The 23,826-nt window shown below is 32.0% G+C and carries 23 protein-coding genes; 8 read left to right on the plus strand and 15 right to left on the minus strand.

Annotated features, from left to right (window positions below; all coding sequences use genetic code 11):
* Window positions 1-210: 210 nt before the first annotated feature.
* Entirely contained in the window at window positions 211-2,514 is a 2,304-nt protein-coding gene (locus tag ACVC5O_RS01440; RefSeq protein ID WP_452219682.1) for a M28 family peptidase, read from the minus strand.
* A 113-nt stretch (window positions 2,515-2,627) separates the two neighbouring features.
* Between ACVC5O_RS01440 and ACVC5O_RS01445 the strand changes: the two genes are divergently transcribed.
* The gene (locus tag ACVC5O_RS01445; protein ID WP_452219683.1) at window positions 2,628-3,101 is read left to right on the plus strand and encodes a CBS domain-containing protein; all 474 of its coding nucleotides are present in this window, start codon (window positions 2,628-2,630) and stop codon (window positions 3,099-3,101) included.
* A gap of 97 nt (window positions 3,102-3,198) precedes the next feature.
* Here ACVC5O_RS01445 and ACVC5O_RS01450 read toward each other — a convergent pair whose 3' ends face one another.
* The 3 genes from ACVC5O_RS01450 to ACVC5O_RS01460 are packed head-to-tail and all read right to left on the minus strand — an operon-like array spanning window position 3,199 to window position 5,183.
* A complete protein-coding gene (locus tag ACVC5O_RS01450; RefSeq protein ID WP_452219684.1) occupies window positions 3,199-4,299 on the minus strand; it encodes a DUF2891 domain-containing protein in 1,101 nt (366 codons plus the stop codon).
* Between the two features lie 2 nt (window positions 4,300-4,301).
* A complete protein-coding gene (locus ACVC5O_RS01455; RefSeq protein ID WP_452219685.1) occupies window positions 4,302-4,649 on the minus strand; it encodes a hypothetical protein in 348 nt (115 codons plus the stop codon).
* A 3-nt stretch (window positions 4,650-4,652) separates the two neighbouring features.
* Entirely contained in the window at window positions 4,653-5,183 is a 531-nt protein-coding gene (locus tag ACVC5O_RS01460; protein ID WP_452219686.1) for a GNAT family N-acetyltransferase, read from the minus strand.
* A gap of 205 nt (window positions 5,184-5,388) precedes the next feature.
* Here ACVC5O_RS01460 and ACVC5O_RS01465 point away from each other — a divergent pair, with 205 nt between their 5' ends.
* From ACVC5O_RS01465 to galE, 3 genes are all read left to right on the plus strand, one after another.
* Window positions 5,389-5,724 carry a single-stranded DNA-binding protein gene (locus tag ACVC5O_RS01465; protein ID WP_452219687.1) on the plus strand — a complete coding sequence of 112 codons (336 nt, stop codon included), beginning with the start codon at window positions 5,389-5,391 and terminating at the stop codon, window positions 5,722-5,724.
* A 114-nt stretch (window positions 5,725-5,838) separates the two neighbouring features.
* Window positions 5,839-6,498, plus strand: a complete 660-nt coding sequence (locus ACVC5O_RS01470) for a C40 family peptidase (RefSeq protein WP_452219688.1) — start codon at window positions 5,839-5,841, stop codon at window positions 6,496-6,498.
* A gap of 117 nt (window positions 6,499-6,615) precedes the next feature.
* The gene (galE, locus tag ACVC5O_RS01475; RefSeq protein WP_452219689.1) at window positions 6,616-7,629 is read left to right on the plus strand and encodes a UDP-glucose 4-epimerase GalE; all 1,014 of its coding nucleotides are present in this window, start codon (window positions 6,616-6,618) and stop codon (window positions 7,627-7,629) included.
* Between the two features lie 15 nt (window positions 7,630-7,644).
* Here galE and ACVC5O_RS01480 read toward each other — a convergent pair whose 3' ends face one another.
* The 7 genes from ACVC5O_RS01480 to metG form a co-directional block, all read right to left on the minus strand.
* The gene (locus ACVC5O_RS01480) at window positions 7,645-8,553 is read right to left on the minus strand and encodes a histone deacetylase family protein (protein WP_452219690.1); all 909 of its coding nucleotides are present in this window, start codon (window positions 8,551-8,553) and stop codon (window positions 7,645-7,647) included.
* Window positions 8,554-10,680 carry a Tex family protein gene (locus ACVC5O_RS01485; protein ID WP_452219691.1) on the minus strand — a complete coding sequence of 709 codons (2,127 nt, stop codon included), beginning with the start codon at window positions 10,678-10,680 and terminating at the stop codon, window positions 8,554-8,556.
* 15 nt (window positions 10,681-10,695) lie between these two features.
* The gene (locus ACVC5O_RS01490) at window positions 10,696-12,114 is read right to left on the minus strand and encodes a hypothetical protein (RefSeq protein WP_452219692.1); all 1,419 of its coding nucleotides are present in this window, start codon (window positions 12,112-12,114) and stop codon (window positions 10,696-10,698) included.
* Window positions 12,115-12,269: 155 nt separating this feature from the next.
* Entirely contained in the window at window positions 12,270-12,725 is a 456-nt protein-coding gene (locus ACVC5O_RS01495; RefSeq protein WP_452219693.1) for an META domain-containing protein, read from the minus strand.
* A gap of 55 nt (window positions 12,726-12,780) precedes the next feature.
* A complete protein-coding gene (locus ACVC5O_RS01500; RefSeq protein ID WP_452219694.1) occupies window positions 12,781-13,488 on the minus strand; it encodes an OmpA family protein in 708 nt (235 codons plus the stop codon).
* Between the two features lie 6 nt (window positions 13,489-13,494).
* Window positions 13,495-13,965 (minus strand): lipocalin family protein, encoded by a 471-nt coding sequence (locus ACVC5O_RS01505; RefSeq protein ID WP_452219695.1) that lies wholly within the window; start codon window positions 13,963-13,965, stop codon window positions 13,495-13,497.
* 169 nt (window positions 13,966-14,134) lie between these two features.
* The gene (metG, locus tag ACVC5O_RS01510; RefSeq protein WP_452219696.1) at window positions 14,135-16,222 is read right to left on the minus strand and encodes a methionine--tRNA ligase; all 2,088 of its coding nucleotides are present in this window, start codon (window positions 16,220-16,222) and stop codon (window positions 14,135-14,137) included.
* Window positions 16,223-16,374: 152 nt separating this feature from the next.
* Between metG and ACVC5O_RS01515 the strand changes: the two genes are divergently transcribed.
* Complete coding sequence (locus ACVC5O_RS01515; RefSeq protein ID WP_452219697.1) at window positions 16,375-16,962, plus strand: hypothetical protein; 588 nt, start codon at window positions 16,375-16,377, stop codon at window positions 16,960-16,962.
* Window positions 16,963-16,966: 4 nt separating this feature from the next.
* On the opposite strand, the gene ACVC5O_RS01520 is transcribed toward ACVC5O_RS01515, so the two are convergent.
* The 4 genes from ACVC5O_RS01520 to ACVC5O_RS01535 all read right to left on the minus strand — a co-directional run bounded on the left by ACVC5O_RS01520 (window position 16,967) and on the right by ACVC5O_RS01535 (window position 20,820).
* Window positions 16,967-18,574, minus strand: coding sequence for a DUF1501 domain-containing protein (locus ACVC5O_RS01520; protein ID WP_452219698.1), 1,608 nt, complete (start codon window positions 18,572-18,574; stop codon window positions 16,967-16,969).
* Window positions 18,575-18,582: 8 nt separating this feature from the next.
* Entirely contained in the window at window positions 18,583-20,040 is a 1,458-nt protein-coding gene (locus tag ACVC5O_RS01525; protein WP_452219699.1) for a DUF1800 domain-containing protein, read from the minus strand.
* Window positions 20,041-20,164: 124 nt separating this feature from the next.
* On the minus strand, window positions 20,165-20,518 hold the full coding sequence (locus ACVC5O_RS01530; RefSeq protein ID WP_452219700.1) for a hypothetical protein: 354 nt from the start codon (window positions 20,516-20,518) through the stop codon (window positions 20,165-20,167).
* Window positions 20,515-20,820, minus strand: coding sequence for a hypothetical protein (locus tag ACVC5O_RS01535; protein ID WP_452219701.1), 306 nt, complete (start codon window positions 20,818-20,820; stop codon window positions 20,515-20,517). Before ACVC5O_RS01535 ends, ACVC5O_RS01530 begins: the two co-directional genes overlap by 4 nt.
* Before the next feature lie 126 nt (window positions 20,821-20,946).
* Here ACVC5O_RS01535 and ACVC5O_RS01540 point away from each other — a divergent pair, with 126 nt between their 5' ends.
* From ACVC5O_RS01540 to ACVC5O_RS01550, 3 genes are all read left to right on the plus strand, one after another.
* On the plus strand, window positions 20,947-21,957 hold the full coding sequence (locus ACVC5O_RS01540) for a S66 peptidase family protein (protein ID WP_452219702.1): 1,011 nt from the start codon (window positions 20,947-20,949) through the stop codon (window positions 21,955-21,957).
* A 146-nt stretch (window positions 21,958-22,103) separates the two neighbouring features.
* A complete protein-coding gene (locus ACVC5O_RS01545; protein ID WP_452219703.1) occupies window positions 22,104-22,970 on the plus strand; it encodes a winged helix-turn-helix domain-containing protein in 867 nt (288 codons plus the stop codon).
* 10 nt (window positions 22,971-22,980) lie between these two features.
* Window positions 22,981-23,742, plus strand: a complete 762-nt coding sequence (locus ACVC5O_RS01550) for a HEAT repeat domain-containing protein (RefSeq protein ID WP_452219704.1) — start codon at window positions 22,981-22,983, stop codon at window positions 23,740-23,742.
* The last annotated feature ends 84 nt before the right edge of the window (window positions 23,743-23,826 follow it).

Below are 23,826 nucleotides of genomic sequence, written 5' to 3' on the forward strand. Positions count from 1 at the left end.
GTGTAATTGCCTTTTTCCACCTCTGATACAAGGGCTAATTTAAAGCCTAAATTATAATCGCGTTGGGTACGTTTTACTCTTTTGGTTTCTTTGTTTTTCATAATAAGTCGATTTTGTGTCAACTTATTTCAGGACGTGACACTAAATTAAAATAAGTATAAAAAGAAGCAGCTATTTTTAGCTGCTTCTTTGTTTTTAAAATTATAACAACTAATCTATAACCAGTGTCTTTTTAACAATTACAGCATCGTTTAAAACAAAAGGTTTTGGAATCATATTTAAAGGCCTTTTAGGTATCGAAAAGAGAGGGTTATCTAATAAATCATTAGACGATTCTAAAATCTGAAGTTTAGTTTTTTGACCTTTAGGCACACTAATTTGTAAATCTAAAGGCTCATTATCTACAACATAATAGCTAAACAGTCTGTTTTTCCAACGTTTAGTAAACACAAGCGAATCATTTTCAGCTTTATAAGCATTTACGCCATTAATTTTAAAGCTTTTAAATTTGTTTGTAGAATCGGAAAGGACTTCAAATCTATTCACATTATCGCGCTGTGGCATCACACAAATATTAAAATGTCTGTAATCACCAATAACCGTATCGTTAGAAATTTCAACCTTAGGTAAGGCAATAGGTTTTATATTCGTTGGCTTAGTGTATGATAATCCAGAACCGTATTTACTTGCAAAATTAACATTTAAAGCTTTAGTAAACACATTAGGATCATCACTTAAACTAGCTTTGGTCCAATTGTCCAACAGCACATCATAAGTAGCATAAAAGGCATTATTATTATCAGTATCCAAAACATAAAACAAACTATTAGGTTTTGGTGTGTCTGGTTTAAATTCGGAATTAAAATGTGCAACACTTAATGCAAAAACACCAAAAATTAGAAACAACAAACTCCAACGATTTTTATGTTTAAAAAAGCCGAAAACAGGTATTAATAAACTAAAAATTAGTGCTGTGATTGTTGCGCTCACAAATAATATGTTTAACCCTAACCCAACAGGAAACATTTTCACAAAAGGCGAAAGGATTAAAAGTGTTGGAACACTAAGAAGAGCCATTAATAATAGGTTTGGTTTTTTTTGACGCATTAACACCCAAAAGGCAATAAGTCCAAAAAATACTGGAATAATAAAAAAACTAGCACCTTTTAATTTAATAGCAAAAAGCACACAAATTAAAATCCAAAAAAACAATGGAGCTACCATTATACTCGCAACATTTTCGCTAGTATATGCTTTATGATATAAAAAACAACAACAACTAATGGTTAGTAAAACAAAAGCTAAAATATAGGCATGACCATTATAAGTAAAACCATGCAGTAGCTCTTTGTATTGAGGATAAAGCTCTTTAATTAATAACCATAAACAAAAGGCTAAAATCCCAGAAATGGTAACACTTAGTATAAAAACCATAAACCCTTTTGCAATCGCTTTCGTTTTTAATTTTTTATGCTTAAAACCATATAATAGGAGTGTAATAAATGTTAATATAGCTAAGATTAGCATAGGTAAAATCCAAGCAAAAGGATAAATTACTGTTTTAAAAACAGGCATATTAAAATAAATATAATCATCCTTACTTTTTAGGTTATGCAGGTTGGCTTCAGCAAAATAATTAAGCAACGGCATAAAATAAGATCCTTGATGCTCTAAGGTGTTTCTGTCTAACCTAGCATAAGTATCTAAGGCTGTATGATAATCAAAATGGTCGTCTATAAAGGCAAAATTAAAACCATCGATATTGGCATCTTCTCTAAATCGGGTTAAATCGGTATCGTTAGGTAGCATTTTATAAATACTATATGCTAATGAGTTTGCAACAGGAAATTGAGGATTTGCTTTAACAAACCCTTTCATTAAATTCGCATTTCCGCCATTTGTTTCAATTAGCATATAACTTGGTCCACCACTTCCTCTAGCTTCAAAGTTTAACACTAGGCCAACATCTTTTGCCCATTCGTGTTGATTTACAAATAAATCTGCTCCATTAAGTCCTAATTCTTCAGCATCAGAAATTAAAATAATAATATCGTTTTTAGGGGTTTTGCCTTTAGCTAAAAAAGCGCGTATGCCTTCTAGTATTGTAACTACTCCAGAGCCAGCATCACTTGCTCCAAGTGAAGAGTGTGGATTGCTGTCGTAATGCGTTAATAATAACAATGCTTTGCCAGAATCGCTTCCTTTTAAGCGCGCAAGTATGTTTTTTGGTTTAGTAATATTTCCCCATTTACTAATGGAGTAACCCTCTTGGATTTCTGTAGTTAACCCTAAAGCTTCTAATTGCGATATAATATAATCACGTACTTTTTTGTGTTCTGGGTTACCAACATAATGTGGTTTTTTAGAGATTACCTTTAAATGCTCCAATGCACGTTCTGTAGAAAACGAAGTTTTTGGAGTGTTTAAATCAGATATTGTAGAAGGTAAAAGAGCACTAAAGCTCCAATAAATGGCAATTACAATTAGTAAAAGAGCAAGGCTTTTTTTAATCATTTTTAGTGGTTAATTAGGATATTATAAATGTAGTAAAATAATAACTATGTTAATACTTTAGGTTAAATCCTTTAAAATGAGTAACTTTAGTTAACATCAAAAACAATAAAATTATGGGAATTAAAAGCTTTCAAGGTGCACGAAAAGTGACACAACAAAATACTATAAATAGTCAAGCAGACTTTAAAGTTAGCGATTTTATGACACGCGATTTAATAACTTTTAAAGCAACACAAACTATAGAAGAAGTGGTTAATACCTTAATAAAACACAAAATTTCTGGTGGACCAGTAGTTAACGATAATAATGAGTTAGTGGGTATTATATCTGAAGGTGATTGCATTAAACAATTAAGTGATAGTCAATATTATAATATGCCAATGGAAAATAATAGTATAGAAAAACACATGGCAACACATGTTGAAACTATTGATGGTAACCTAAATGTTTTTGATGCTGCCAAACAATTTTTAGAGTCTAAAAGACGACGATTTCCTATAGTAGAAAACGGAAAATTAGTAGGACAAATAAGTCAAAAAGATATTTTAAAGGCTGCAATGAAATTAAAACAGCAAAACTGGAAGTAATAATTTAATGAGCAAGTTTGGTGCAAAAAATAGTGTTGGAATTATAAAAGCAGCCATCGAAAAAGAGTTGTTAGACCTTTAAATTAGCATTATTACATTAATTCTCACCAGCTTTTAAAGCATACAATGCAAAAGAGGCTAACCAGTGTGCTCCAGCATATTCTCCAGAATCCATTTTGTTATAACTAGCATTAAAATGTGTGTTAGCTAAAACTATCATTTTTTTATTATCTAAAATCAATCCTATCTCGTATAAGCACCAAGCACGACTAAAATTTAATCCATCTAAATGTGCCATTTTACCATCGGATTTATCAACCACTTCTACAGTATTAATAAATTCTGAAGGTCTATTTCTAAAGCCTGGTAAAAATGCATCTAACCAATTTATAAAGTCGTCTTTAGGTAATACTTTAGCCATTAAAGACGCTTCTTGTAAACAAGGAGATAAAAAATCAAAACCACCAGGTTCCCAAGTTAAAGGACAATTTTCATCTTTTAAATAAAACGTTTTTGCACGCTCTATAATGGTTTTTTCTAATTCTGGATTATATTTTTTAGCATAATCTAAAGCAAAACTCATCCCAAAGGCAGTATTAGGATGCTCGCCAACACGAATAGGGTAATTTAACTTATTAAAAAAAGCAATACATTTCTCTTCTATGAGTTGCGTAAGTGGTTCGAGGTTTTTAGCAAACTCTTTACCTTCTGGAGTATCCCATTCTTTTAAACTTTCTGCTAATTTTAGCAACCAAGCCCAACCATAAGTACGCTCAAAAGTTTTATTATAATCATCATCAAAATAAGCAACTTCTGTTAAAATATTTTCTTTGGTAAGTGTTGCTTTTAATTTGGTTAAAATGGCGTCACGTTCATTAAATTCCGGAAACGTTTTTAACACATTTACCAAAGTCCAATGACCATGTACAGAGCTATGCCAATCAAAACAACCATAAAAAGCAGGATGCAATTCTTGTGGTGTTTTTAAATAACTGGCATCGCCTAAAACCTGACCCAGTTTATTTGGATATTCTTGGTCAACACAATCAAAAGCAAAATGATAAAGATACTCTGCTTTATTTCCGTCAAGCGGAATTGTAGATACTGTTATAGCATCTTTATCCATATCAATATTACGTTCTGTTTTTGTATTGCAACTTAAACAGAAGCATAGAACTATTACATACACATATCTCATAATTATTCGCGTTTTACCAAAGCATAAAAATCGTTATCTAAAGGTAAATAACCTTGGTCATATACAAAGTAATAAATAGTACCTGCTTTTGTAGTATAAATACTTGTAAAATAATTAAAATCGAAACCTTTTTCTATTAATTTAGTGCGTGTAGTTTTTGTTTTTTTATCAGGATTTAAACCTTCTAAAATCCTATAGTTTTTTCGTAATCTGTTATTAGTATTTCTTATTAGGTTTTTAGAATCTTTATTTATTTTGTTATTGTAAGCGTTTCGGCAACCGTCACTACAGAATTTTTTATCAATTCTGCCAATAATTTTATCACCACATTCCGGACATTGTTTCTGCATAATTTATTCGTTTTTTAATGTGTACCATCTTAAATTCAATTGCTCTTCCTCAAAGAAAAAATCTTCAACATAATGTAATCCAATTTTTAAAAGTGCATTGTGCGAGGCTTGGTTTCCAATTTCTGTAGTGGCATATATTTCTGGTAATTTCATAATATTAAACGCATAATCCAATGCAGCTTTTCCAGATTCTGTAGCATAACCTTTTCCCCAAAACCGCTCTATTAGCCTATAACCTATATCGTAATATTTAGTAAAACCATTCATGTTATACTCTGTATTTAATCGTAAACCAGACCAACCTATAAATTGGTTTGTTTCTTTTTCGATTACTGCAAATCTACCAATACCACGATCTTGGTATTGTTGTAAAACGCTAGCGATAATTTTTTTTGCTTCGTCCTTAGTTTTTATAGGTTTGTTGCCTAAATAGGTATGTACATTTGGGTTAGAATCTAATTCAAACATACCTTCTAAATCACTAGTTCTCATTTCTCTTAAAAGTAGTCTTTCTGTTTCTATATTAAATTTCATTACTATTTTTTTATAAGTTGAGTTAAAGAATTTGCTTGTAAAAGCCTAAATATAGTGAAATATTTCCGTTTACAAACGACTACAAATGATTACAAACGCTATTAAATGCGTAAATACCGAATAAAATTAGGACGTCATCCCATCTTTGCAGTGTCGAAACATAAGAACTCGATTTGTATTAACTGTTTAACGAAAAACAAAAATTATGAGCACACTTAGAAACAAAGTACAGTTGATTGGTAACTTAGGAAACGATCCAGAAATCATCAATCTAGAATCAGGAAAAACATTAGCTAAATTTTCTATAGCAACAAACGAAAGCTATAAAAATAATAAAGGCGAAAAAATTACAGACACACAATGGCACAATATTGTAGCTTGGGGAAAAACCGCTGAGATTATAGAAAAATATATTACCAAAGGAAAAGAGGTTGCAATAGAAGGCAAATTAACCTCTAGAAGTTACGAAACTAAAGAAGGCGAAAAACGTTATGTAACCGAAGTTGTTTGTAGCGAATTAATGATGTTGGGCGGAAAGTAAAATGTATAATCATCACAATTAAAGCGACTTAGGTCGCTTTTTTTTGTATCTTTAATTTCAGAAATCTTTCCCTAATCTTGTAATAGCATGTTATAAATCTTAAAATTATAAATTATGTTAGGAGATGCATTAAAAATTGCTTTTGGAGAGTTAGGCCAAAAAGAAATTACAGGAGCAACACATAACGAACGTATATTAGAATATCAAAATAGTACTGGTTTGGAATTTGGAACAGACGAAGTGCCTTGGTGTAGCATTTTTGCAAACTGGGTCGCCTTACAAGCCAATTTACCAATGTCCAACAAAGCAAATGCCAGAAGTTGGCTAAAAGTAGGCCATAAAACCAATTGGCCACAACCAGGAGATATTGTTGTCTTTTGGAGATCTAGCATAAATAGTTGGAAAGGTCACGTAGGTTTTTTTATAGGCTATACCAAAAGCGGAAAATCCATTTATTGTATTGGTGGTAATCAAAACGATGCCGTAAACATCCAAACCTATCCGTTAACCAGAATATTACAATTTAGAAGCTTAACCGATAAGTTAGAAGACCTTTTAGCGATTCCAACAGGCTATTTACGACAAGGCGATAGCAGCGAAAACGTAAAGCTTTTACAAATAATTTTAATTGAACTAAACCACTTAACTGGCAATGCAGATGCTGTTTTTGGACCTAAAACAGAACTAGCACTTAAAGCATTCCAAACCAAACACAATATTACTGTAGATGGTATTTATGGTAGTGAAACCAGAAAAACATTTCAGCAACTATAAGTGGTACTAAGTCAACTTGCCTAAAATGAGTAAGTGTTTTAATTTTTAAAAAGAAGTAACATGAATTTTGTTACTTTTGACTAAACTTAAAAGGATTCCGTTTAACGGTTTGTAACTATGAAGATACTTGTAACAGGAGGTTTAGGCTTTATTGGCTCGCATGTTGTTGTTGAGCTTCAAAAAGAAGGCTTTAACGTTGTAATAATTGACAATCTTTTAAATTCTAGCGAAGCCGTTTTAGAGGGAATTACTGCCATAACTGGAAAAAAACCAATTTTCGAAAATTTAGATTTAAGAGAAAAAGCTTCAGTTAAATCGTTTTTTGAGCGTCATCATACCATAACAGGAGTGATTCATTTTGCAGCATTTAAAGCCGTTGGCGAAAGTGTAGAGCAACCCTTAATGTATTACGAAAATAATGTTTCGGCATTGATTTATCTACTTCAACAATTACAACAAAAAAATCAAGCACAACTTATTTTTAGTTCGTCTTGTACAGTTTATGGCGAAGCAGAACGTATGCCAATTTCAGAATCTGCACCAATACAACCAGCAGCTTCTCCTTACGGAAACACTAAACAAATAGGAGAGGAGATCATACAAGATGTTTGTAAAGTTTCCAATATAAAAGCCATAGCATTGCGTTATTTTAATCCTATTGGAGCGCACGACTCTGCAAAAATTGGCGAACTACCTATTGGTGTACCACAAAATTTAGTGCCTTTTATTACGCAAACAGCACTTGGTAAAAGAGCACAATTATCGGTTTTTGGTAACGATTATCCTACTCCAGATGGTACGTGTATTAGAGATTATATTCATGTTGTGGATTTGGCAAAAGCACACGTCGTGGCATTACAAAGACTTTTAAATGCGAAAACGACAAGTAATTTTGAAGTGTTTAATATTGGTACTGGAACAGGTTCTTCAGTCTTAGAAGTGATTCATGCTTTTGAAAACGTAACCAATAAAAAACTAAATTATAAAATAGTAGATCGTCGCGAAGGCGATGTAATTTCTGCGTATGCAGATACTACAAAAGCTAATAACGAGTTAGGTTGGACTGCAAAATATACTTTAGAAGAAGCGCTTTTAAGTGCTTGGAAATGGGAACAACAACTGAAGCAGTAGCGATGCTATAAAATTTTAGGTAAAAAAGAGATCTTGTGCTACTCTAAACGTATTGGCATGTGCCTCAACTATGGTTTTAATCTCTGGCGAATATCCTCCTCCCATACTACACATTACAGGAATGTTTTGATCTTTGCAGGTTTGCAAAACATACGTATCGCGTGCTTTACAGCCAGCAATACTTAATCCTAACTTCCCTAATTTATCTGTTGCAATAACATCGACTCCACATAAATAATAAATAAAATCTGGCTTGTGGTTGTCTATTAGTTTTGGTAGAGTTTCTTTTAAAATGTTTAAATACGTTGTATCATCACAATCATTTTCTAGTGCAATATCTAAATCACTGTCTTCTTTTTTAAAGGGATAATTGTGTTTACCATGCATTGAGAATGTAAATACTGACGTGTCATTTTTAAAAATTTCGGCAGTGCCATTACCTTGGTGCACATCTAAATCTACAATTAAAATTCGCTTTGCTAATCTTTGGTTTTGGAGATATCGTGCTCCAATGGCTTGGTCGTTTAACATACAAAAGGCTTCGCCTCGATTGGTGTACGCATGGTGTGTGCCTCCAGCAATATTCATTGCAATTCCGTGTTTTAAAGCAAATTCACTGGCTTTAATTGTGCCATCTGCTATAGTGATTTCGCGTTCTATTAACACTTCACTTAAAGGGAATCCTATTTTACGAGCAGCGCGTTGGTTTAAGGTAATGTTTAATAAATCGTAAAAATAGTCTGGCTCGTGTACTGCTAAAATTGGTGCTTCATTAATCATGCGCTCTGGCTCAAAAAAATTAGCTGCTGTACACGTACCTTCGTGTATTAATTGCTCTGGAAGCAACTCGTATTTTAACATTGGAAACCGATGACCTTCTGGCAAAGGATGGCAATAAATAGGATGATAAGCGATGTTTAGCATCTATTTATGGAGCTTTAATTGAATACGTTTGCGTGGAATATCTACACTCAATACTTTAACAATAACTTGTTGGTGTAAGTGCACATGCTCATTAACATCTTTTACAAATGCATCTGAAAGATTAGAGACATGGATTAAACCACTTTCCTTTATACCAACATCTACAAAGCAACCAAAATTGGTAATATTATTAACGATACCTGGTAATAATTGTCCGTCGCGTAAATCGTTAATAGTTTTAATATTTTGATTAAACGTAAATACTTTAGCCTCTTCTCTAATGTCTAAGCCTGGTTTTTCTAGTTCTTTAATAATATCTTGAAGCGTAAGTAAACCAATTGCTTCAGTTGAATACTGATTTAAATTTATGTGTTGAAGTATGCTTTTGTTTCCTATTAATTCTGAAATTGAAATACCTTCATCTTTAGCCATTTTTTCAACAACCTTATAACTTTCAGGATGTACAGCAGAATCGTCCAATGGGTTTTTAGCGTCTTTAATTCTTAAAAAAGCAGCACCTTGCTCAAACGCTTTGTCGCCTAAACGTGGTACTTTTTTAATGTCGTTTCTGCTTGTAAACACGCCTTTTTCATTTCTGTAATTATAAATATTTTCGGCGAGTTTTGGTCCTATTCCAGAGACATAACTCAGTAGAGACGTACTTGCAGTATTTATATTTACACCAACACTATTTACACAGTTTTCTACAACAATATCGAGTTGTTTTTGGAGTCTGTTTTGGTCCACATCGTGCTGGTATTGGCCAACACCAATGGATTTGGCATCAATTTTTACAAGTTCTGCCAAAGGGTCTTGTAAACGTCTGCCTATAGACACTGAACCTCTAACGGTTACATCGTAATTTGGGAATTCGTCTCTTGCAATTTTGGAGGCAGAATAAATACTTGCGCCAGCTTCGCTAACCACAAACACTTGCATCTCGTTTTTAAACTGTACTTTTTTAACTATGGTTTCAGTTTCTCTGGATGCTGTTCCGTTACCAATCGCAATAGCTTCAATTTTATACGCTTCGCTTAATGAAGCCAATTTTTTAATGGCTCCAATAGTGTCGCTTTTTGGAGGATGTGGATAAATAGTTTCGTTATGTAATAAAGTACCTTGTGCATCTAAACACACTACTTTACAGCCTGTTCTAAATCCTGGATCTATGGCTAGCACGCGTTTTTCGCCTAAAGGAGAACCTAATAGTAATTGTTTTAAATTTTTTGCAAATACAGTAATTGCAGCTTCATCTGCTTTTTCTTTTGCTTTTTGTAATGCCTCGTTACTCAACGAAGGAAATAGTAAGCGTTTGTAAGCATCACTAATTGCTAATTCTATTTGATCTGCACAAGCGTTGTTGCATTTTATAATTTTTCGATCTATATGTTCGAGTGCTTTTACTTGGTCGATTTCGATTTTTACTCTTATAAAGCCTTCTTTTTCAGCTCTTAAAATGGCTAATAATCTGTGCGATGGAATGCGATTTAGCGCTTCTTCCCAATCAAAATAATCTCTGAATTTTTGAGCCTTTTCGTCGTCTTTTTTTGTTTTTACCACTTTTGTGGCAATCATTGCGTAACGCTCTAATTGATGACGTAAATTGTTACGAATATCTGTGCGCTCGTTAATCCACTCTGCGATAATATGTCTGGCACCTTCTAAAGCCTCATCTGTAGTTTTAATAGTGCCTTTAATATATTTGTATGCAATAGAGTCTAGATCACTTGCATTTTGGCTCATTATAATTTTTGCTAGAGGTTCTAAGCCATTTTTACGAGCAGTTTCAGCTTTAGTTTTTCGGCTTTTTTTGTAAGGTAAGTATAGATCTTCTAGTGCTGTTAAATCTGTACACTCTTTAACTTTCGTTTTTAACGCTTCAGTTAAAACGTCTTGTTCTTTTAAAGCTTTTAAAATGGCAGTTTTTCGTTTTTCTAATGCTTCAAATTCTTCTTTGTACTTAACGATGTCTCCAATTTGCACTTCGTCTAAATTTCCAGTAGCTTCTTTTCTATATCTAGAAATAAAGGGAATAGTTGCGTCTTGGTTTAATAACTCCACAGTGTTTTTAACTGAGTGTTCTGGGAGTTTGGTTTTGGAGGTTATGAATTTTAGTGAAGTTATCATTAAAAGCTGTGTATGCTAATCGAATTTATACAATGTATAAAAACCATTTTTTTTGTTATAATTACCTAAAAGATAACTTGAGTTGAATTTAAATAAAGTTTCTAAATTACTAACAGCAAAATTACTGTTTGTAGATTTAAATTCTTGAATTTTATCAAAATCGTTAAAAGGCACTTCTCCATTGATATGATTTAAATCATTATCGAATACACAACTTATACGAGTAGATTTTGTTTGCGAATATTCGTAAAAAGTACTTGTTAATAACCCAGAAACTACACCTCCAATAAAGCCGAAGTTTCCAAGAGCAAAATTACCACGATAAACTTCTTTGCTAGCTCCTAGAGTTATAATTAATTTGTTGTTTTTAGTAAAACCTGTAACACCAATTTTTGATTGGGTTATTTTTCTTAAAAATTTTGAAGTCTTTTCTAATTCTCTGTAATTATCTAATTCTCCTCCTTCTTGTATTATAGGTGTGTTTTTAAAATCGATTGGATGATCTCTCTCAATACTATAGCTTTTAATGAGTTCTAGGTCTTCTGTTTTGTAAGCACTAAAGCTTAGGTTATCTAATGTGGAATAAATAGTTAGTAGTTTGTTTTTAAAAACGTAAGAATTACTATTGGCTCCTAAATGATCTTTATTATATCCAGTATTTATAATGCTTTGAAACTGATAGTCGTTTTTATTTAAATCTAATGTAAAAATATATGTGTACTTATTTACATTATTATTTGTTATAGTAACTGTATTCTCATTTAGATATAATTTGGTTAAAGCATTAGTTTGTTCTAAACTATTAGGCACATTATTGTTTATAAGTTCTATATCTGGATATATATTGCCAAACAAGTTATATAATGAAATGTTTTGATCTCTAAAATTAATTATTTTTTCGTTTTCTAAATTGTATTCAAAAGTATCGATGTGCCCTTTTTCTGTGAGCGTATAATTCTTTAAAATGCTCTCTTTTTTATTTATAGTTAGGATATGAAGCTTGTTTTTGGCGACTAAAAACTCCATAACTTTTTCTTTGTTTGGTATTGTACTAAAATACTCTTTGGTATCAAAATTTTGAGTATCAAACACCATAGAAACTGAGCTAAAACGTGTTTTATTGGTATTACTAAAAAAGAGCGTATAAACAGAGTTGTTGTAAATGGCACCTATAATTTCTTTTCCTTTTTTAGGAATATTTATGTTGTTAATAGTACCAATTAGTCTTTTTTCATTATCATAAAGTTTACCAAATATTACTTTCCTATTAGCGAAAAATAAAGCTATATTATTAGTGTCTTCATTAACAACAGGAATAATATTTTTAGGTTTAAAAGTTTCAGTTTCATATTTAATATCACTTACTAACCATTTTTCTTGTGCATGTGTTATGAGGCTAATAAGGCAAATTAATAGAAGTAATTTTTTTTTCATATTTAATATAAATTGTAAATTTATAGAAGTAAAACAAATTTAATATAAGTAAATTATACACATACAAAAAAACAAAAATTAGACCATTTTATCTAAAAAACAACAAAAAGCCTCGTAGTATTACACTACGAGGCTTTAAAATTTTTAATTTTCTCTTATCTAACAGCTTCAAAAATAGCATAAGGTGCCATTTTAGCTTTATTAAGTGTCATTGTGTTTTCGCTTAACGAATAATTATCTACGTTTTCTAAAATTTCTAAAAATGGAGTTTCTATTGACATATCTGGACATGCTTTTAAAGTTGCCGCCATTTTAGATAATGACAATCTTAATCCTTCCTTTAGCTCATAAGTGCCATTAAAAGTATTACAACTGGCATTTCCATACACTGTATTGTTTTTTGACGAGAATGTTATAAATGCACCTTTATTGCTTACATCTTTACCCATAAACGTCACTAGCTTCCATCTAGTATCTTCTAGCGTTGTTTCGGTTTTAGTAGTTTTCACTTCTGTTTTATTGTCTTGTTTTACAATAGTTTCTTTTTTATTCTCGTTACAACTTGTAAAAAGAATAGCGACTATAAAAATTTTTAATATAAATGATTTCATGTTCTTTTTTTTAGTGATATTTAAATGTATTTAATGTCATAGATAAATGTAATATTTAATTTCCGTTAGATTGTTTTTGAGCATCTTCAATCATTTTTTCATTTGGAAGAATAGCAACATTTACACGTCTGTTTTTTGCTCTACCTTCTGCAGTGCTGTTATCGTTTGTAGGTTGAGATTCTCCAAACCAATTGGTTGTAAAACGCCCACTATTTAATCCTTTTCCTATTAAATAATTAGTTACAGCATACGCTCTATTTTTAGACAACGTCATATTAGACTCGTCTGAGCCTACACTATCTGTATGACCAACTACTAAAATATTAGTATCAGGATACTCTAAGAAAATTGCTGTAAGCTTATTTAAAGTTTCTTGAGAGGCTGCATTTATATTATATTTTGCAGTATCAAAATATACTCCACTATTCTCATCGAAAGTGACTACAATACTCTCGTCTATACGTTCTACTTTGGCTCCTGGAATTTCTTCTTCGATTTTTTGTGCTTGCTTATCCATTTTGTTACCAATAAGCACGCCAGCTGTTCCTCCAACAACTCCACCAATTACAGCACCAAGTTCTCCATTTCCTCCTTTACCAATATTGTTTCCAATAATAGCACCAAGGACAGCTCCACCAGTTGCACCTATTACGCCTCCTTTTTGTTTGTTATTTGCATTTTTTACTGCTTTACAATTAGTTAAGCTTAGTGTTAAAACCAATGTAAAAGCTATAACTCCTATGTTTTTTATAAGTGTTTTCATATTATTTTAAAGTTTTGAAAAATTCATATTAATCGTAAACGGCTTTCCATTTACATTTACTGTTTGTTGCCACTGCATTTGCGCATCTGATAAAGCAGATAATCTTAATCTAAACCCAACGTTAGTCTCCGATTTGTTTTTTGCATTGGTTGGTTTTAGAAGAAAATCATATAAACCTGTGGATTCATCAATCTCTTGAATGGTAAAAACAAAGTTTCTTACTCCAGTTGAGCAATCCAAACCATTAATAGTGTACATACCTGTATTATTGTTTGGAATAAAACTCCATGTACTGCCTTCAAAACATTGTTTCGAGGCATCATCTAGGAGTTGCACATTGTAAGTTCCTGATTCACTGTAAGTAATATTGTCTATTACCCAATCGCCTTTTATTACTTTTTTAGATTGTCTAACAGTTTTAGTGGTTCCACAAGATATGAGGCAAAGCACTGTTAAGCATAATATTAGTTGTTTCATAAATTAATTTTTTACGGTTGTCTTAATATAATTTTAATGCATTAATTATAATGACGCAATCCGTTTAAATAATAGCGCTTACCATATAATTATGCTTAAAACTTATGTACGAGAAACAATAAGATGCTAGATTTTTAAAGTGTACACTTTAGCTAAAATTTAACTATACTTAGCTTATAGATAATCCATTGTTAATATTAGCATCATCAGGATTTACAAATACTAATTTACCTTCGGCATTTTCAGTCATTAAAATCATGCCTTGACTTTCTACACCACGTAATGCTCTTGGCGCTAAATTAACTAAAACGGTTACTTGTTTGCCAATAACTTCTTCTGCTTTAAAGCTTTCTGCAATGCCAGAAACTATAGTGCGTACATCAATACCTGTATCAACTTTTAATACTAAAAGCTTTTTTGCTTTGGGCATTTTTTCTGCTTCGATAATAGTACCAACACGAAGGTCTAATTTTGTAAAATCGTCGAAAGTAATTTCTTCTTTTTGAGGTTCTACAACTTTATTTGCAGCTTCGTTAGCTTTTTTGCTTGCTTCTAATTTATCCATTTGCGCTTGGATTTGGCTGTCTTCAATTTTAGAAAATAGTAGTTCTCCTTTTCCTATTTTATGGTTTGCAGGCATTAAAATGTCTTTTGATGAAATATCTTCCCACTTATTCTCTATACTGTTTTCCTGTGTCGAATCACTCGAACTAACATTAAGAATATGTTTTAATTTAGTTGAAGTAAAAGGTAAAAATGGTTCGCATAAAGTGGCTAATGCTGAAGCTATTTGTAAAGCAACATACATTATAGTTTTTGTACGTGCTTCGTCTGTTTTTATAAGTTTCCAAGGCTCTTCGTCTGCTAAATACTTATTTCCAAGTCTGGCAAGATTCATTAATTCCTGGCTTGCTTCTCTAAAACGGTAACGCTCTAACGAACTTTCTATTACAGCAGGATAAGCTTTTACAGCAGCTAGAGTGTCGCTGTCAATTTTATAAAAATCGCTTGGAGTTGGCACAATGCCATCGTAATACTTGTTGGTTAGTACCACAACACGATTAATAAAGTTACCAAAAATGGCAACTAATTCGTTGTTGTTTCTGGCTTGAAAATCTTTCCAAGTAAAATCATTATCCTTTGTTTCTGGTGCATTTGCCGTTAAGGCATAACGTAATACATCTTGCTGATTTGGGAAATCTTGTAAATATTCTGGCAACCAGACAGCCCAATTTTTTGACGTAGATAATTTATTGCCTTCTAAGTTTAAAAACTCGTTTGCAGGTACGTTATCTGGTAAAATATAACTGCCTTCAGCCTTTAGCATTGCAGGGAAAATAATACAGTGAAATACAATATTATCTTTACCAATAAAATGCACTAGTTTGGTGCTCTCGTCTTTCCAATAAGGCTCCCAGTCTTTACCTACGCGTTTTGCCCATTCTTTGGTTGCAGAGATGTAACCAATTGGAGCGTCAAACCACACATAAAGCACTTTGCCTTCGCCTCCAGGAACAGGAACTGGAATTCCCCAATCTAGATCTCTGGTTACAGCACGTGGACGTAAACCATCGTCGATCCAAGATTTTACTTGACCATAAACATTAGGTTTCCAATCTTTTTTGTGACCATCGAGAATCCATTCTTTTAAAAACTGCTCGTGTTTATTTAATGGTAAAAACCAGTGTTTGGTTTCTTTTAAAGTAGGTACATTTCCTGTAATTGCAGATTTAGGGTTTATTAAATCTGTAGCATTATGGCTAGTTCCGCAATTTTCGCATTGGTCGCCATAGCTTTCTTCGTTTCCGCATTTTGGGCACGTTCCTACAACAAAACGATCGGCTAGAAACTGGTTAGCTTCTGCATCGTATAATTGCTCTGACACTTCTTCAACAAATTCATTTTTATCATATAAGGTTTTAAAAAATTCTGAAGCTGTATCGTGATGTATTTTGGCTGAGGTTCTGGAATAATTATCGAAACTAATCCCGAAATCTTCAAAAGAGTCTTTTATTATTTTATGATATCTATCAACAATTTGTTGTGGTGTAACGCCTTCTTTTTTTGCTTTAATAGTAATTGGTACGCCATGCTCATCACTTCCACAAATAAAAGCAACATCGTTACCTGTTAGTCTTTTATATCGTGCATAAATATCTGCTGGCACATAAACACCTGCTAAATGCCCAATATGAATTGGTCCATTGGTATATGGTAGTGCTGCTGTTATGGTGTATCTTTTTGAATCTTTCAACATGATTTTAGTAATTTGTATAGCAAAAATAATCATTACCTTTTTTAAAATTGTATTCTTTACTTCCAATTTGAATAAAAGAGAATTTATTTTAATAGCTTTGAGTTAAAAGAACTATGAAAAACTACTATTATATAATATTGGTTTTATTTTGTATGAATTTTTGTTTTGCTCAAGACCAATCTAAAGTTGATGAAATAGAAGATAATCCAATACTTTTTACAGAGATTCTTGTTGGTTATGCAGGTGGAAATACTTCAGGTTTTAGTTTAGGTGGTGAGTTAAATTATCAACAAAATAATAATTTGTATTCTATTAGATACATTAATCAAACTGCATTAGATTATGAAGTTGCTTTAATTGGTTTTGTTGCAATACCTTTTCTTGAGTCTAATTTAAAAGTAAATGAAGTTTCAATTCTTTTAGGAAAACGATATATTAAAGATGGTCATTCGTTTAGTTTTTCGGGAGGATTATCAGCAAATAATGTATTGTTTAAAGAAAGAATAAATGGTGTAGAGGTTAAAAAAAATAAACAATTTATTGGCTTCCCTTTAGAGGTAAATATAAAATGGTTTAAAAAGAAAAAAAAGCGATTTAGAGCATATTATGGATTAATTCCAGTAGGAAAACCTTCTTCGTTTGGAAGAAGTTTTGGATTCAAATTATATGGAAATGTTGGAAAGTTAAGTTATGTTGGATTAGGAATAAATTATGGTTTTGGTTGGCACAAAAAATATTAAGGCATTATCGAATTATAAAAGACTTGCTAAAGTTTTCGTTTCCAACTGAAATTCTATAGATATATTGTCCAACATTTAGTTTACTAGATATAGTATTTTTTATACTTACATTGTGTTCTCCAGCAAAAAGCATTTCATTTTTAAGTGTTCCAATCTCTTTACCCATAATATCGTAGATTTTAATAACCACGTGTTGTGTAAAAGGATTTTTTATATTTAAAATAGAATCTCTATCTGTGTAAACAACAACGTGTTTAAAACGATTTTGATTAAAATCGGTAAGACCTAGTGTGCTGCAATTAAAACCAAGATCGAGACGTGCATAAGTGGTGTTTAGTAATGCTTCGTCCACTATTCCGCTATCAATACATAACCACTTTTCCATAATAGTAGCATATATTTCTCTAAAATCTTGAGTGTACTCTAAGTTTCCTTCGCCATTACTAGAAATAAGATCGGGATGTTCACCAACAAAGCCATTGCCTTGTATTGCAGGACCAAACAACATAAGTGGAGCTGCTTTTCCATGATCTGTACCATTGGAGCCGTTTTCGTAAACACGACGTCCAAATTCACTTATGCTCATAGATAATACTTTGTAGTCTATGCCTGCTTGAGCTAAATCGTCATAAAACGTTTTAACAGAATTAGATAAATCGGTAAGTAATGCACTATGATCTACAATTTGGTTGGCATGTGTATCGAATCCATCTAAAGTAACCATATAAACTTTTGTACCTAGATTGCCTTTTATAAGTCTAGCAACTATAGAGAGTTGTTGCGCGAGTTGAGTTTCCATATACTCAAAACTATTAGCGCCTTCAGTGTATGCTTCATGAATTGTACCTGCATATTGATATGTGGTATTGGTGGTACCTCTCATAAACTCTAATTGTTCACCATAAATACAATCTGGAAAACTGCTCATATCGTGTACTGTTCCTGTTTGTGCGATAGATTCTAATTGGTCTGGATTTGCAACAGAAAAGGCGTAGTTATTGGAGTCGCCATCAAAAATTAAATTACCAATACTGCCAATTTGAACAGCAGCAGGAATGGTTGGAGGATTGAGTAAATACTCAGGATATAACTCTTCGAAATAACGACCTAACCAGCCAGAAGTAGAGGAATTAGTTGGATCTGTTGAGGCCCAAATATCTGAACCCGAAAAATGCGATTGACTATGGTTTTCGTACCCAACACCATGAACAACTTTCATAGCTCCATTATCCCAAAGATTTAAAAGGTCTGCCATTGCGTTAGGAATCCCAAAATCTGGTGTAAGTGGTGTTAGCTGATTTAAATTATGTTTAATGGTTGGTCTATTTACAGCATACGTATCGTAATCGTAAATTGGTACGATGGTGTTAAGTCCATCATTTCCGCCTTTTAGTCTTATTATTACCAGTATTCTATCTGTTTCCGAATTGCTTATGGCTGCAGCCAATTTAGTGCTATTTGAGGCAGATAAAGGCATGCCACCTAGCATAATTGTTCCTGCTCCTGAAAGTCCTAAAGCTTGTAAAAAGGAACGTCTGTTCCATTTTTTGTGTTCTAAATCGTGAGCACTAGTGCTAGAGTTTTTATCTTTTTTAGATTGGTTGTTACACATAGTGGTAATTATTTAAGTTGAAATTCTGGTAGTTTAATTAAATGCAGTAATAAAAGTACAACTTGATACGGAACAGAGTCCCATTGTAAATTCCATTGTTGAGTATCGTAATAATTTTCTGGTAGATTATGTTTAAACACATCTGTTGCTACTTGGTAATCTTCAATTGAAAACAGCTCTAAAGGCATAAAACGATCAATTATCGATTTGGTTACTACGTAAGGGTTATTACTGTTTTCAGAGCTCTGTATTGCAAATGTTCGTAATTCTTCAGTGTAATTATTCCAACTATGCCAAATGGTCCATTGTAAAATTTCCCATCGACCAGTTAATGTGCTGGAGTTAATCCAATCTCTATCGCCTTGCCAACCTGCAACATCAACAGGATTAAACATTTGTTGTCCCATTAAACCATTAAACCAAACCATGGCTTGATTAAAATCTTCTTGTAAACTAAAATTTGTGATGTTTAGATAGGACATTGTTAAATCGTACGGACTTTTAATTTGAGTTCCTATAGTTTTATTATCAAAAAAATGCTGACTTTTAAAAAGGGTTCGTAAAATGTTTTCTATATTAAAATCTACAACAAACAGGTTTGCCATTTCGGTAACCACATCTTCATTTACTGTTGCGCTTACAAAATAAGTATATAGTTTTTTGCAAATATGTTGTGCAATTAAAGGTGCTTTTTGTTGGAATAAAATATCTATAACATCGTCATAATTCCAGTTACCTGTTTGATTAAATATGGTTTTTTGGGTATCGTTAAATGTACTGTTGTCAAAATAAATAGGATACGTCCAGTTTTCTCTATGGTTGTAGCCAGTTAAAGCTTTAGAGGTTTCTACAATGTCTTGTTGTGTATATCCATTATCGACTCCTAGTGTAAAAAGCTCGTACAATTCGCGAGCATAATTTTCATTAGGATTATAGCTTGAATTTTCAACACCATTTAAAAACACTAGCATAGCACTGGTTTTACCTATTGCTCTTACAAAATCCTCGAAATTACCAAAGGCATAGGTTTCTAATGTGTTGTAATATTCGTAAAGGTGGTTACTGGTGTAATAATCTTCTAATCGTGTTACAAAATGATTACTCCAAAACATAATAAGCCTTGCTTTTAAACCTACTGTTTGCATTTGGTTAATAACCTCGTGCATAAGTTCATCATGATTGGCTTGTGTTTGTTCATCAAAATCTAAACCTTGATTATTATAGTCATCGTTAGTATAATTTGCCCAAGAAGGAGCAGTCCAATTAGGCGTGTTTAAAGACTCATTAATAATTTGGTCTATTAACTCACTAGGCGTTAAACTTAAAGCATTTGTAATTGCGGTTTTATTAGCATCATATCCTAAACGACGATAGGCATGCCGAACTCTTAATTCATTCCAAGGATTTTGTGATGTTGGAGTATAAGGTTGAAGGGTAGATGTAATACAAGATGTAATGACAGCCATAAATTTTATAATTTATAGTTAAAAAGTAAAAACAACAGAAATTCTATTACTTATTTACGTCTAAAATAGTGTATTTGGATTTTTTATGTTAAAAAAGTATTAATTTTTTTATTTTTAAGAAGCTTTAAAACAAACGTTTTTGATAGCCATAAAATAGTAGTGCTCCTAAAAAATACATTACAATATCTATACAATCTGCTGTATAACGCTCATTGTATTGTGGTAAAAAATACTCGAAATAAACACTATAATATATAGTTAAAACCAAGACTGCTCCTAAAGGGATATATATACTATTATCTTTTTTTAATACACGAATTATTGCCAAACAGGTACTAAATACAAGTGGCATACATAGTAAATCGCTTAAATAAAAATACATCCAATTTGGCAATGCTATATTAGCCATTTTAGATAAGTAAATACTTATGGCGATTGCAGAAAGCACTAAATACAGAGGGTGTTTAATAATACTCATGCAGCAATAGTTGCAATTAACCAAGCAATAAAACCACCTATAGCCACAATTAGTACGTATATAGATTTAATAATTTTTACAAAAATTCTCACTACCAAAAAACGATGGTCTCCATATTTATCGAAAAACGAAGGGTTATTTTCTTTTTCAATACGTCTGCGCTCTAAACGTGCTTCTTCTTCTTTTTTAAAAGCTAATTCGCGTCGTTTTTTATAGTCTAAAATTGCACCACACTCTGAGCAAAACTCTCTATCTTTATTATAAACTCCACATTGGATGCACATAATAGTTTTACTGCTCATAATTACCTTTAAAGTTAATTGTAAAGATATTAATAATAGTTAGTACATTTATTTCTTTAAACCAAAAGGTATTTTTAAAAGAAGTGCTTCATTTTAATTTTATAAAATATCGTTTACATTTACAGTATGATTAAACACCTATTTACTATTGTTTTTCTTGTTTTTGTTGGAAGCTATTACACTTCGGCACAAAACAACCAAACCCTTAAACCATCTTCTAAATTGATACAGCCACCTTATTTAAAAGCAGGAGATACTGTTGCTATTGTTGCACCTTCAGGAATTTTAAAAAACAGAACAGACGAAATTGACCAAGCTAAAGCCTTACTAAAAAGCTGGAATTTAAATGTTGTTGTTGGTAAACATGTTTTTAGCAAAGACAACCATTTTGCAGGTACAGATGCAGAACGTTGCGAGGATTTTCAAGAGGCGCTAGACAATCCAGCAATTAAAGCCATTTGGTGTGCTCGTGGTGGTTACGGAACCGTTAGGATTTTAGACCAATTAGATTATACTAAATTTAAACAACACCCAAAATGGCTTATTGGATACAGCGATATTACTGCCTTGCACAACCAGTTTCATAACCAAGGATTTCAATCTATACACGCTATGATGTGTGTGAGCTTAACTAAAGATTTAAACGAGATAACAGAGACGCTAAGTACTTTTAAAGCTGCTATTTTTGGCGAATCGTTACAATACACATTATCTGGCTCAGAATATAATAAAGTTGGTGAGGTTAGTGCACCTTTAGTTGGTGGAAACCTTACTATTTTACATACTATGTTAGGCTCTAAAACTAGTATTGATACCTCTGGAAAAATCATATTTATTGAAGAAATTGGAGAATATAAATACCATATTGATCGTATGCTACAAAGTCTTAAACGTGCTGGTTATTTCGATAATTGTAAAGGTGTTATAGTTGGCGATATGAGTAAACTTAGAAAAAACACTACACTTTGGGGAACTTCTATAGAGCAATTAATTTTAGATGCTCTATCAGATTATGATTTCCCGATTGCTTTTAATATGCCTGCAGGACACGAAAAAGATAATCGTGCTTTATTTTTAGGACGAAACACTACAATGGTGGTTACTAAAGAAAAAAGTACAATTAGTTTTGAAAAATAAAATTTAGTTACACTAATTACTGTAAGTTTTTAAGCTTCCATCAGTGCTTTATGCATATTTGGTGAGATAAAAGAATGTCAAAAAAGTGTAAAAGAAATGTCAACTCGTGTAAAAACTCATAAAATTGTTTGTTATTTACAGTAATTATGCTCAAAAACAACACCTCTTTATTTGTAGTCCTTTTTGGCGTTTTCTATTGCGCTTTACTAAGTTCTTGTTCTACTCAAAACGAAGATGGATTTACTGAGCGCGTTAAAATCTCATTACGCGATGTTGGCAATAAGTTACTACTCACCACTAGCGATTCGACCTCATTAATATTGCCTGTGGTAGTAATAGAAGACTCTAAATATCAAGTGTCTTTTAATAACTCATTATCTTTTGATCCAGCAGATTTAGTAACCTTAGTAAAACAAAGTTTTAAAAATGCCGAATTGCCATCGCACTATCGTGTAGAAGTTATACAATGCAAAGACCATGAAGTTGCTTATAGCTACCAAATAACTAAAGACGAAGAAAACACAATTATTCCATGTGCTGGCAGAGTATTACCAAATAACTGCTATACAATTGAAGTGTTTTTTACCAAGCAAAATCCACCATTACGTATTAAAACGTTGCTTTATGTTGTGCCTTTAGTACTCTTATTTCTATTAGCTATTTTCTATGTTAAGAAGACGCATTTTAAAGTTGAAACTACTACACAACAAGACACTAATTTTGCTGCAATAGGAAGCTATCAATTTTATCCAGAAAAAAATAAGTTAGTAAAAGCGGCTCAAGAGATTAAACTCTCTAAAAAGGAGTGTGAACTCTTAGAAATTTTTTACGAACACTTAAACGAGGTGGTTAAGCGAGAGGAATTAGAAAAAAGAGTTTGGGAAGATAATGGTGTTTTTGTAGGCAGAAGCTTAGATACTTACATTTCAAAATTAAGAAAGAAATTAAAGGATGACGCCTCAATAAAACTTATTAATGTTCATGGTATTGGATATAAATTAGAGGTGATTTAAACTAATTGTTATGGCATTTTACGATTTATCAAAACAAGAAAGAGAACAATTAGTTATTAAAATTAATAAAGACATTACTGAAGATTTAGTGAATTCTAAAATACAGCTTTTACTTCTCTATTTTTCTGATGAAGACACTTACATTCGCAAAACAAGCTATTTAGCTATTGGTAAATTATTTTATACAAAACCACATTTACAAGCTGCAATTTTTTCTACATTAACACAGTTAATACAATCAAAAAACGAGTTGGTAAGACAAACAGTTATAAATGCAGCAGGCGAAATTGGAAAGTTTCATTTTGAGAAAATTGAAAATTTTATGACTATTGGATTGTTTGATAAACACCATCGTGTTCGAAATGCAGTAATAGGATCTATAAAAAAAATGGGAGAAAAAAATCCTGTTCCAGTTTTAGAATGGTCTAAAGGGTATTTAACACACGAAAATAAAGAAATTAGACGCGAAATTTGCCATGGTATTGAGCTTCGTGGACGCACACATCCTCAAGATGTTTTACCATTACTTAAGGTTTTAGAGTTTGACGATACTAAACGCGTTACAGATACATTAATACATGTATTAGGTCAAATTGCTTACAAAAATGGGTGTTTAAAAATAGTGGTTAGTCATCTAAATAATTGGCAGAATAAAGCATTGGTGGAAAAAGCTTTAGACGAAATTGTAGATGTACATAATCGTTACAAAAAATTTGCAGTGCTTACTCAAGAAGAAGCAATTGCGTATATTGATGCAAATTATAAAGTATAAATCATTTTAATTTAATTCGTTAATTTGATTGGGTTTTGCAATTGATAATGAGTTTTCGATACGAATTTTTTATGCTTCAAAATC

Source organism: Lacinutrix salivirga, from assembly GCF_053604675.1.

What these genes read in the sequence shown, in the direction of transcription:
- ACVC5O_RS01440 (WP_452219682.1), bottom strand. Translation starts at nt 2,514, where the DNA reads ATGATTAAAAAAAGCCTTGCTCTTTTACTAATTGTAATTGCCATTTAT.
- ACVC5O_RS01445 (WP_452219683.1), top strand. Translation starts at nt 2,628, where the DNA reads ATGGGAATTAAAAGCTTTCAAGGTGCACGAAAAGTGACACAACAAAAT.
- ACVC5O_RS01450 (WP_452219684.1), bottom strand. Translation starts at nt 4,299, where the DNA reads ATGAGATATGTGTATGTAATAGTTCTATGCTTCTGTTTAAGTTGCAAT.
- ACVC5O_RS01455 (WP_452219685.1), bottom strand. Translation starts at nt 4,649, where the DNA reads ATGCAGAAACAATGTCCGGAATGTGGTGATAAAATTATTGGCAGAATT.
- ACVC5O_RS01460 (WP_452219686.1), bottom strand. Translation starts at nt 5,183, where the DNA reads ATGAAATTTAATATAGAAACAGAAAGACTACTTTTAAGAGAAATGAGA.
- ACVC5O_RS01465 (WP_452219687.1), top strand. Translation starts at nt 5,389, where the DNA reads ATGAGCACACTTAGAAACAAAGTACAGTTGATTGGTAACTTAGGAAAC.
- ACVC5O_RS01470 (WP_452219688.1), top strand. Translation starts at nt 5,839, where the DNA reads ATGTTAGGAGATGCATTAAAAATTGCTTTTGGAGAGTTAGGCCAAAAA.
- galE (WP_452219689.1), top strand. Translation starts at nt 6,616, where the DNA reads ATGAAGATACTTGTAACAGGAGGTTTAGGCTTTATTGGCTCGCATGTT.
- ACVC5O_RS01480 (WP_452219690.1), bottom strand. Translation starts at nt 8,553, where the DNA reads ATGCTAAACATCGCTTATCATCCTATTTATTGCCATCCTTTGCCAGAA.
- ACVC5O_RS01485 (WP_452219691.1), bottom strand. Translation starts at nt 10,680, where the DNA reads ATGATAACTTCACTAAAATTCATAACCTCCAAAACCAAACTCCCAGAA.
- ACVC5O_RS01490 (WP_452219692.1), bottom strand. Translation starts at nt 12,114, where the DNA reads ATGAAAAAAAAATTACTTCTATTAATTTGCCTTATTAGCCTCATAACA.
- ACVC5O_RS01495 (WP_452219693.1), bottom strand. Translation starts at nt 12,725, where the DNA reads ATGAAATCATTTATATTAAAAATTTTTATAGTCGCTATTCTTTTTACA.
- ACVC5O_RS01500 (WP_452219694.1), bottom strand. Translation starts at nt 13,488, where the DNA reads ATGAAAACACTTATAAAAAACATAGGAGTTATAGCTTTTACATTGGTT.
- ACVC5O_RS01505 (WP_452219695.1), bottom strand. Translation starts at nt 13,965, where the DNA reads ATGAAACAACTAATATTATGCTTAACAGTGCTTTGCCTCATATCTTGT.
- metG (WP_452219696.1), bottom strand. Translation starts at nt 16,222, where the DNA reads ATGTTGAAAGATTCAAAAAGATACACCATAACAGCAGCACTACCATAT.
- ACVC5O_RS01515 (WP_452219697.1), top strand. Translation starts at nt 16,375, where the DNA reads ATGAATTTTTGTTTTGCTCAAGACCAATCTAAAGTTGATGAAATAGAA.
- ACVC5O_RS01520 (WP_452219698.1), bottom strand. Translation starts at nt 18,574, where the DNA reads ATGTGTAACAACCAATCTAAAAAAGATAAAAACTCTAGCACTAGTGCT.
- ACVC5O_RS01525 (WP_452219699.1), bottom strand. Translation starts at nt 20,040, where the DNA reads ATGGCTGTCATTACATCTTGTATTACATCTACCCTTCAACCTTATACT.
- ACVC5O_RS01530 (WP_452219700.1), bottom strand. Translation starts at nt 20,518, where the DNA reads ATGAGTATTATTAAACACCCTCTGTATTTAGTGCTTTCTGCAATCGCC.
- ACVC5O_RS01535 (WP_452219701.1), bottom strand. Translation starts at nt 20,820, where the DNA reads ATGAGCAGTAAAACTATTATGTGCATCCAATGTGGAGTTTATAATAAA.
- ACVC5O_RS01540 (WP_452219702.1), top strand. Translation starts at nt 20,947, where the DNA reads ATGATTAAACACCTATTTACTATTGTTTTTCTTGTTTTTGTTGGAAGC.
- ACVC5O_RS01545 (WP_452219703.1), top strand. Translation starts at nt 22,104, where the DNA reads ATGCTCAAAAACAACACCTCTTTATTTGTAGTCCTTTTTGGCGTTTTC.
- ACVC5O_RS01550 (WP_452219704.1), top strand. Translation starts at nt 22,981, where the DNA reads ATGGCATTTTACGATTTATCAAAACAAGAAAGAGAACAATTAGTTATT.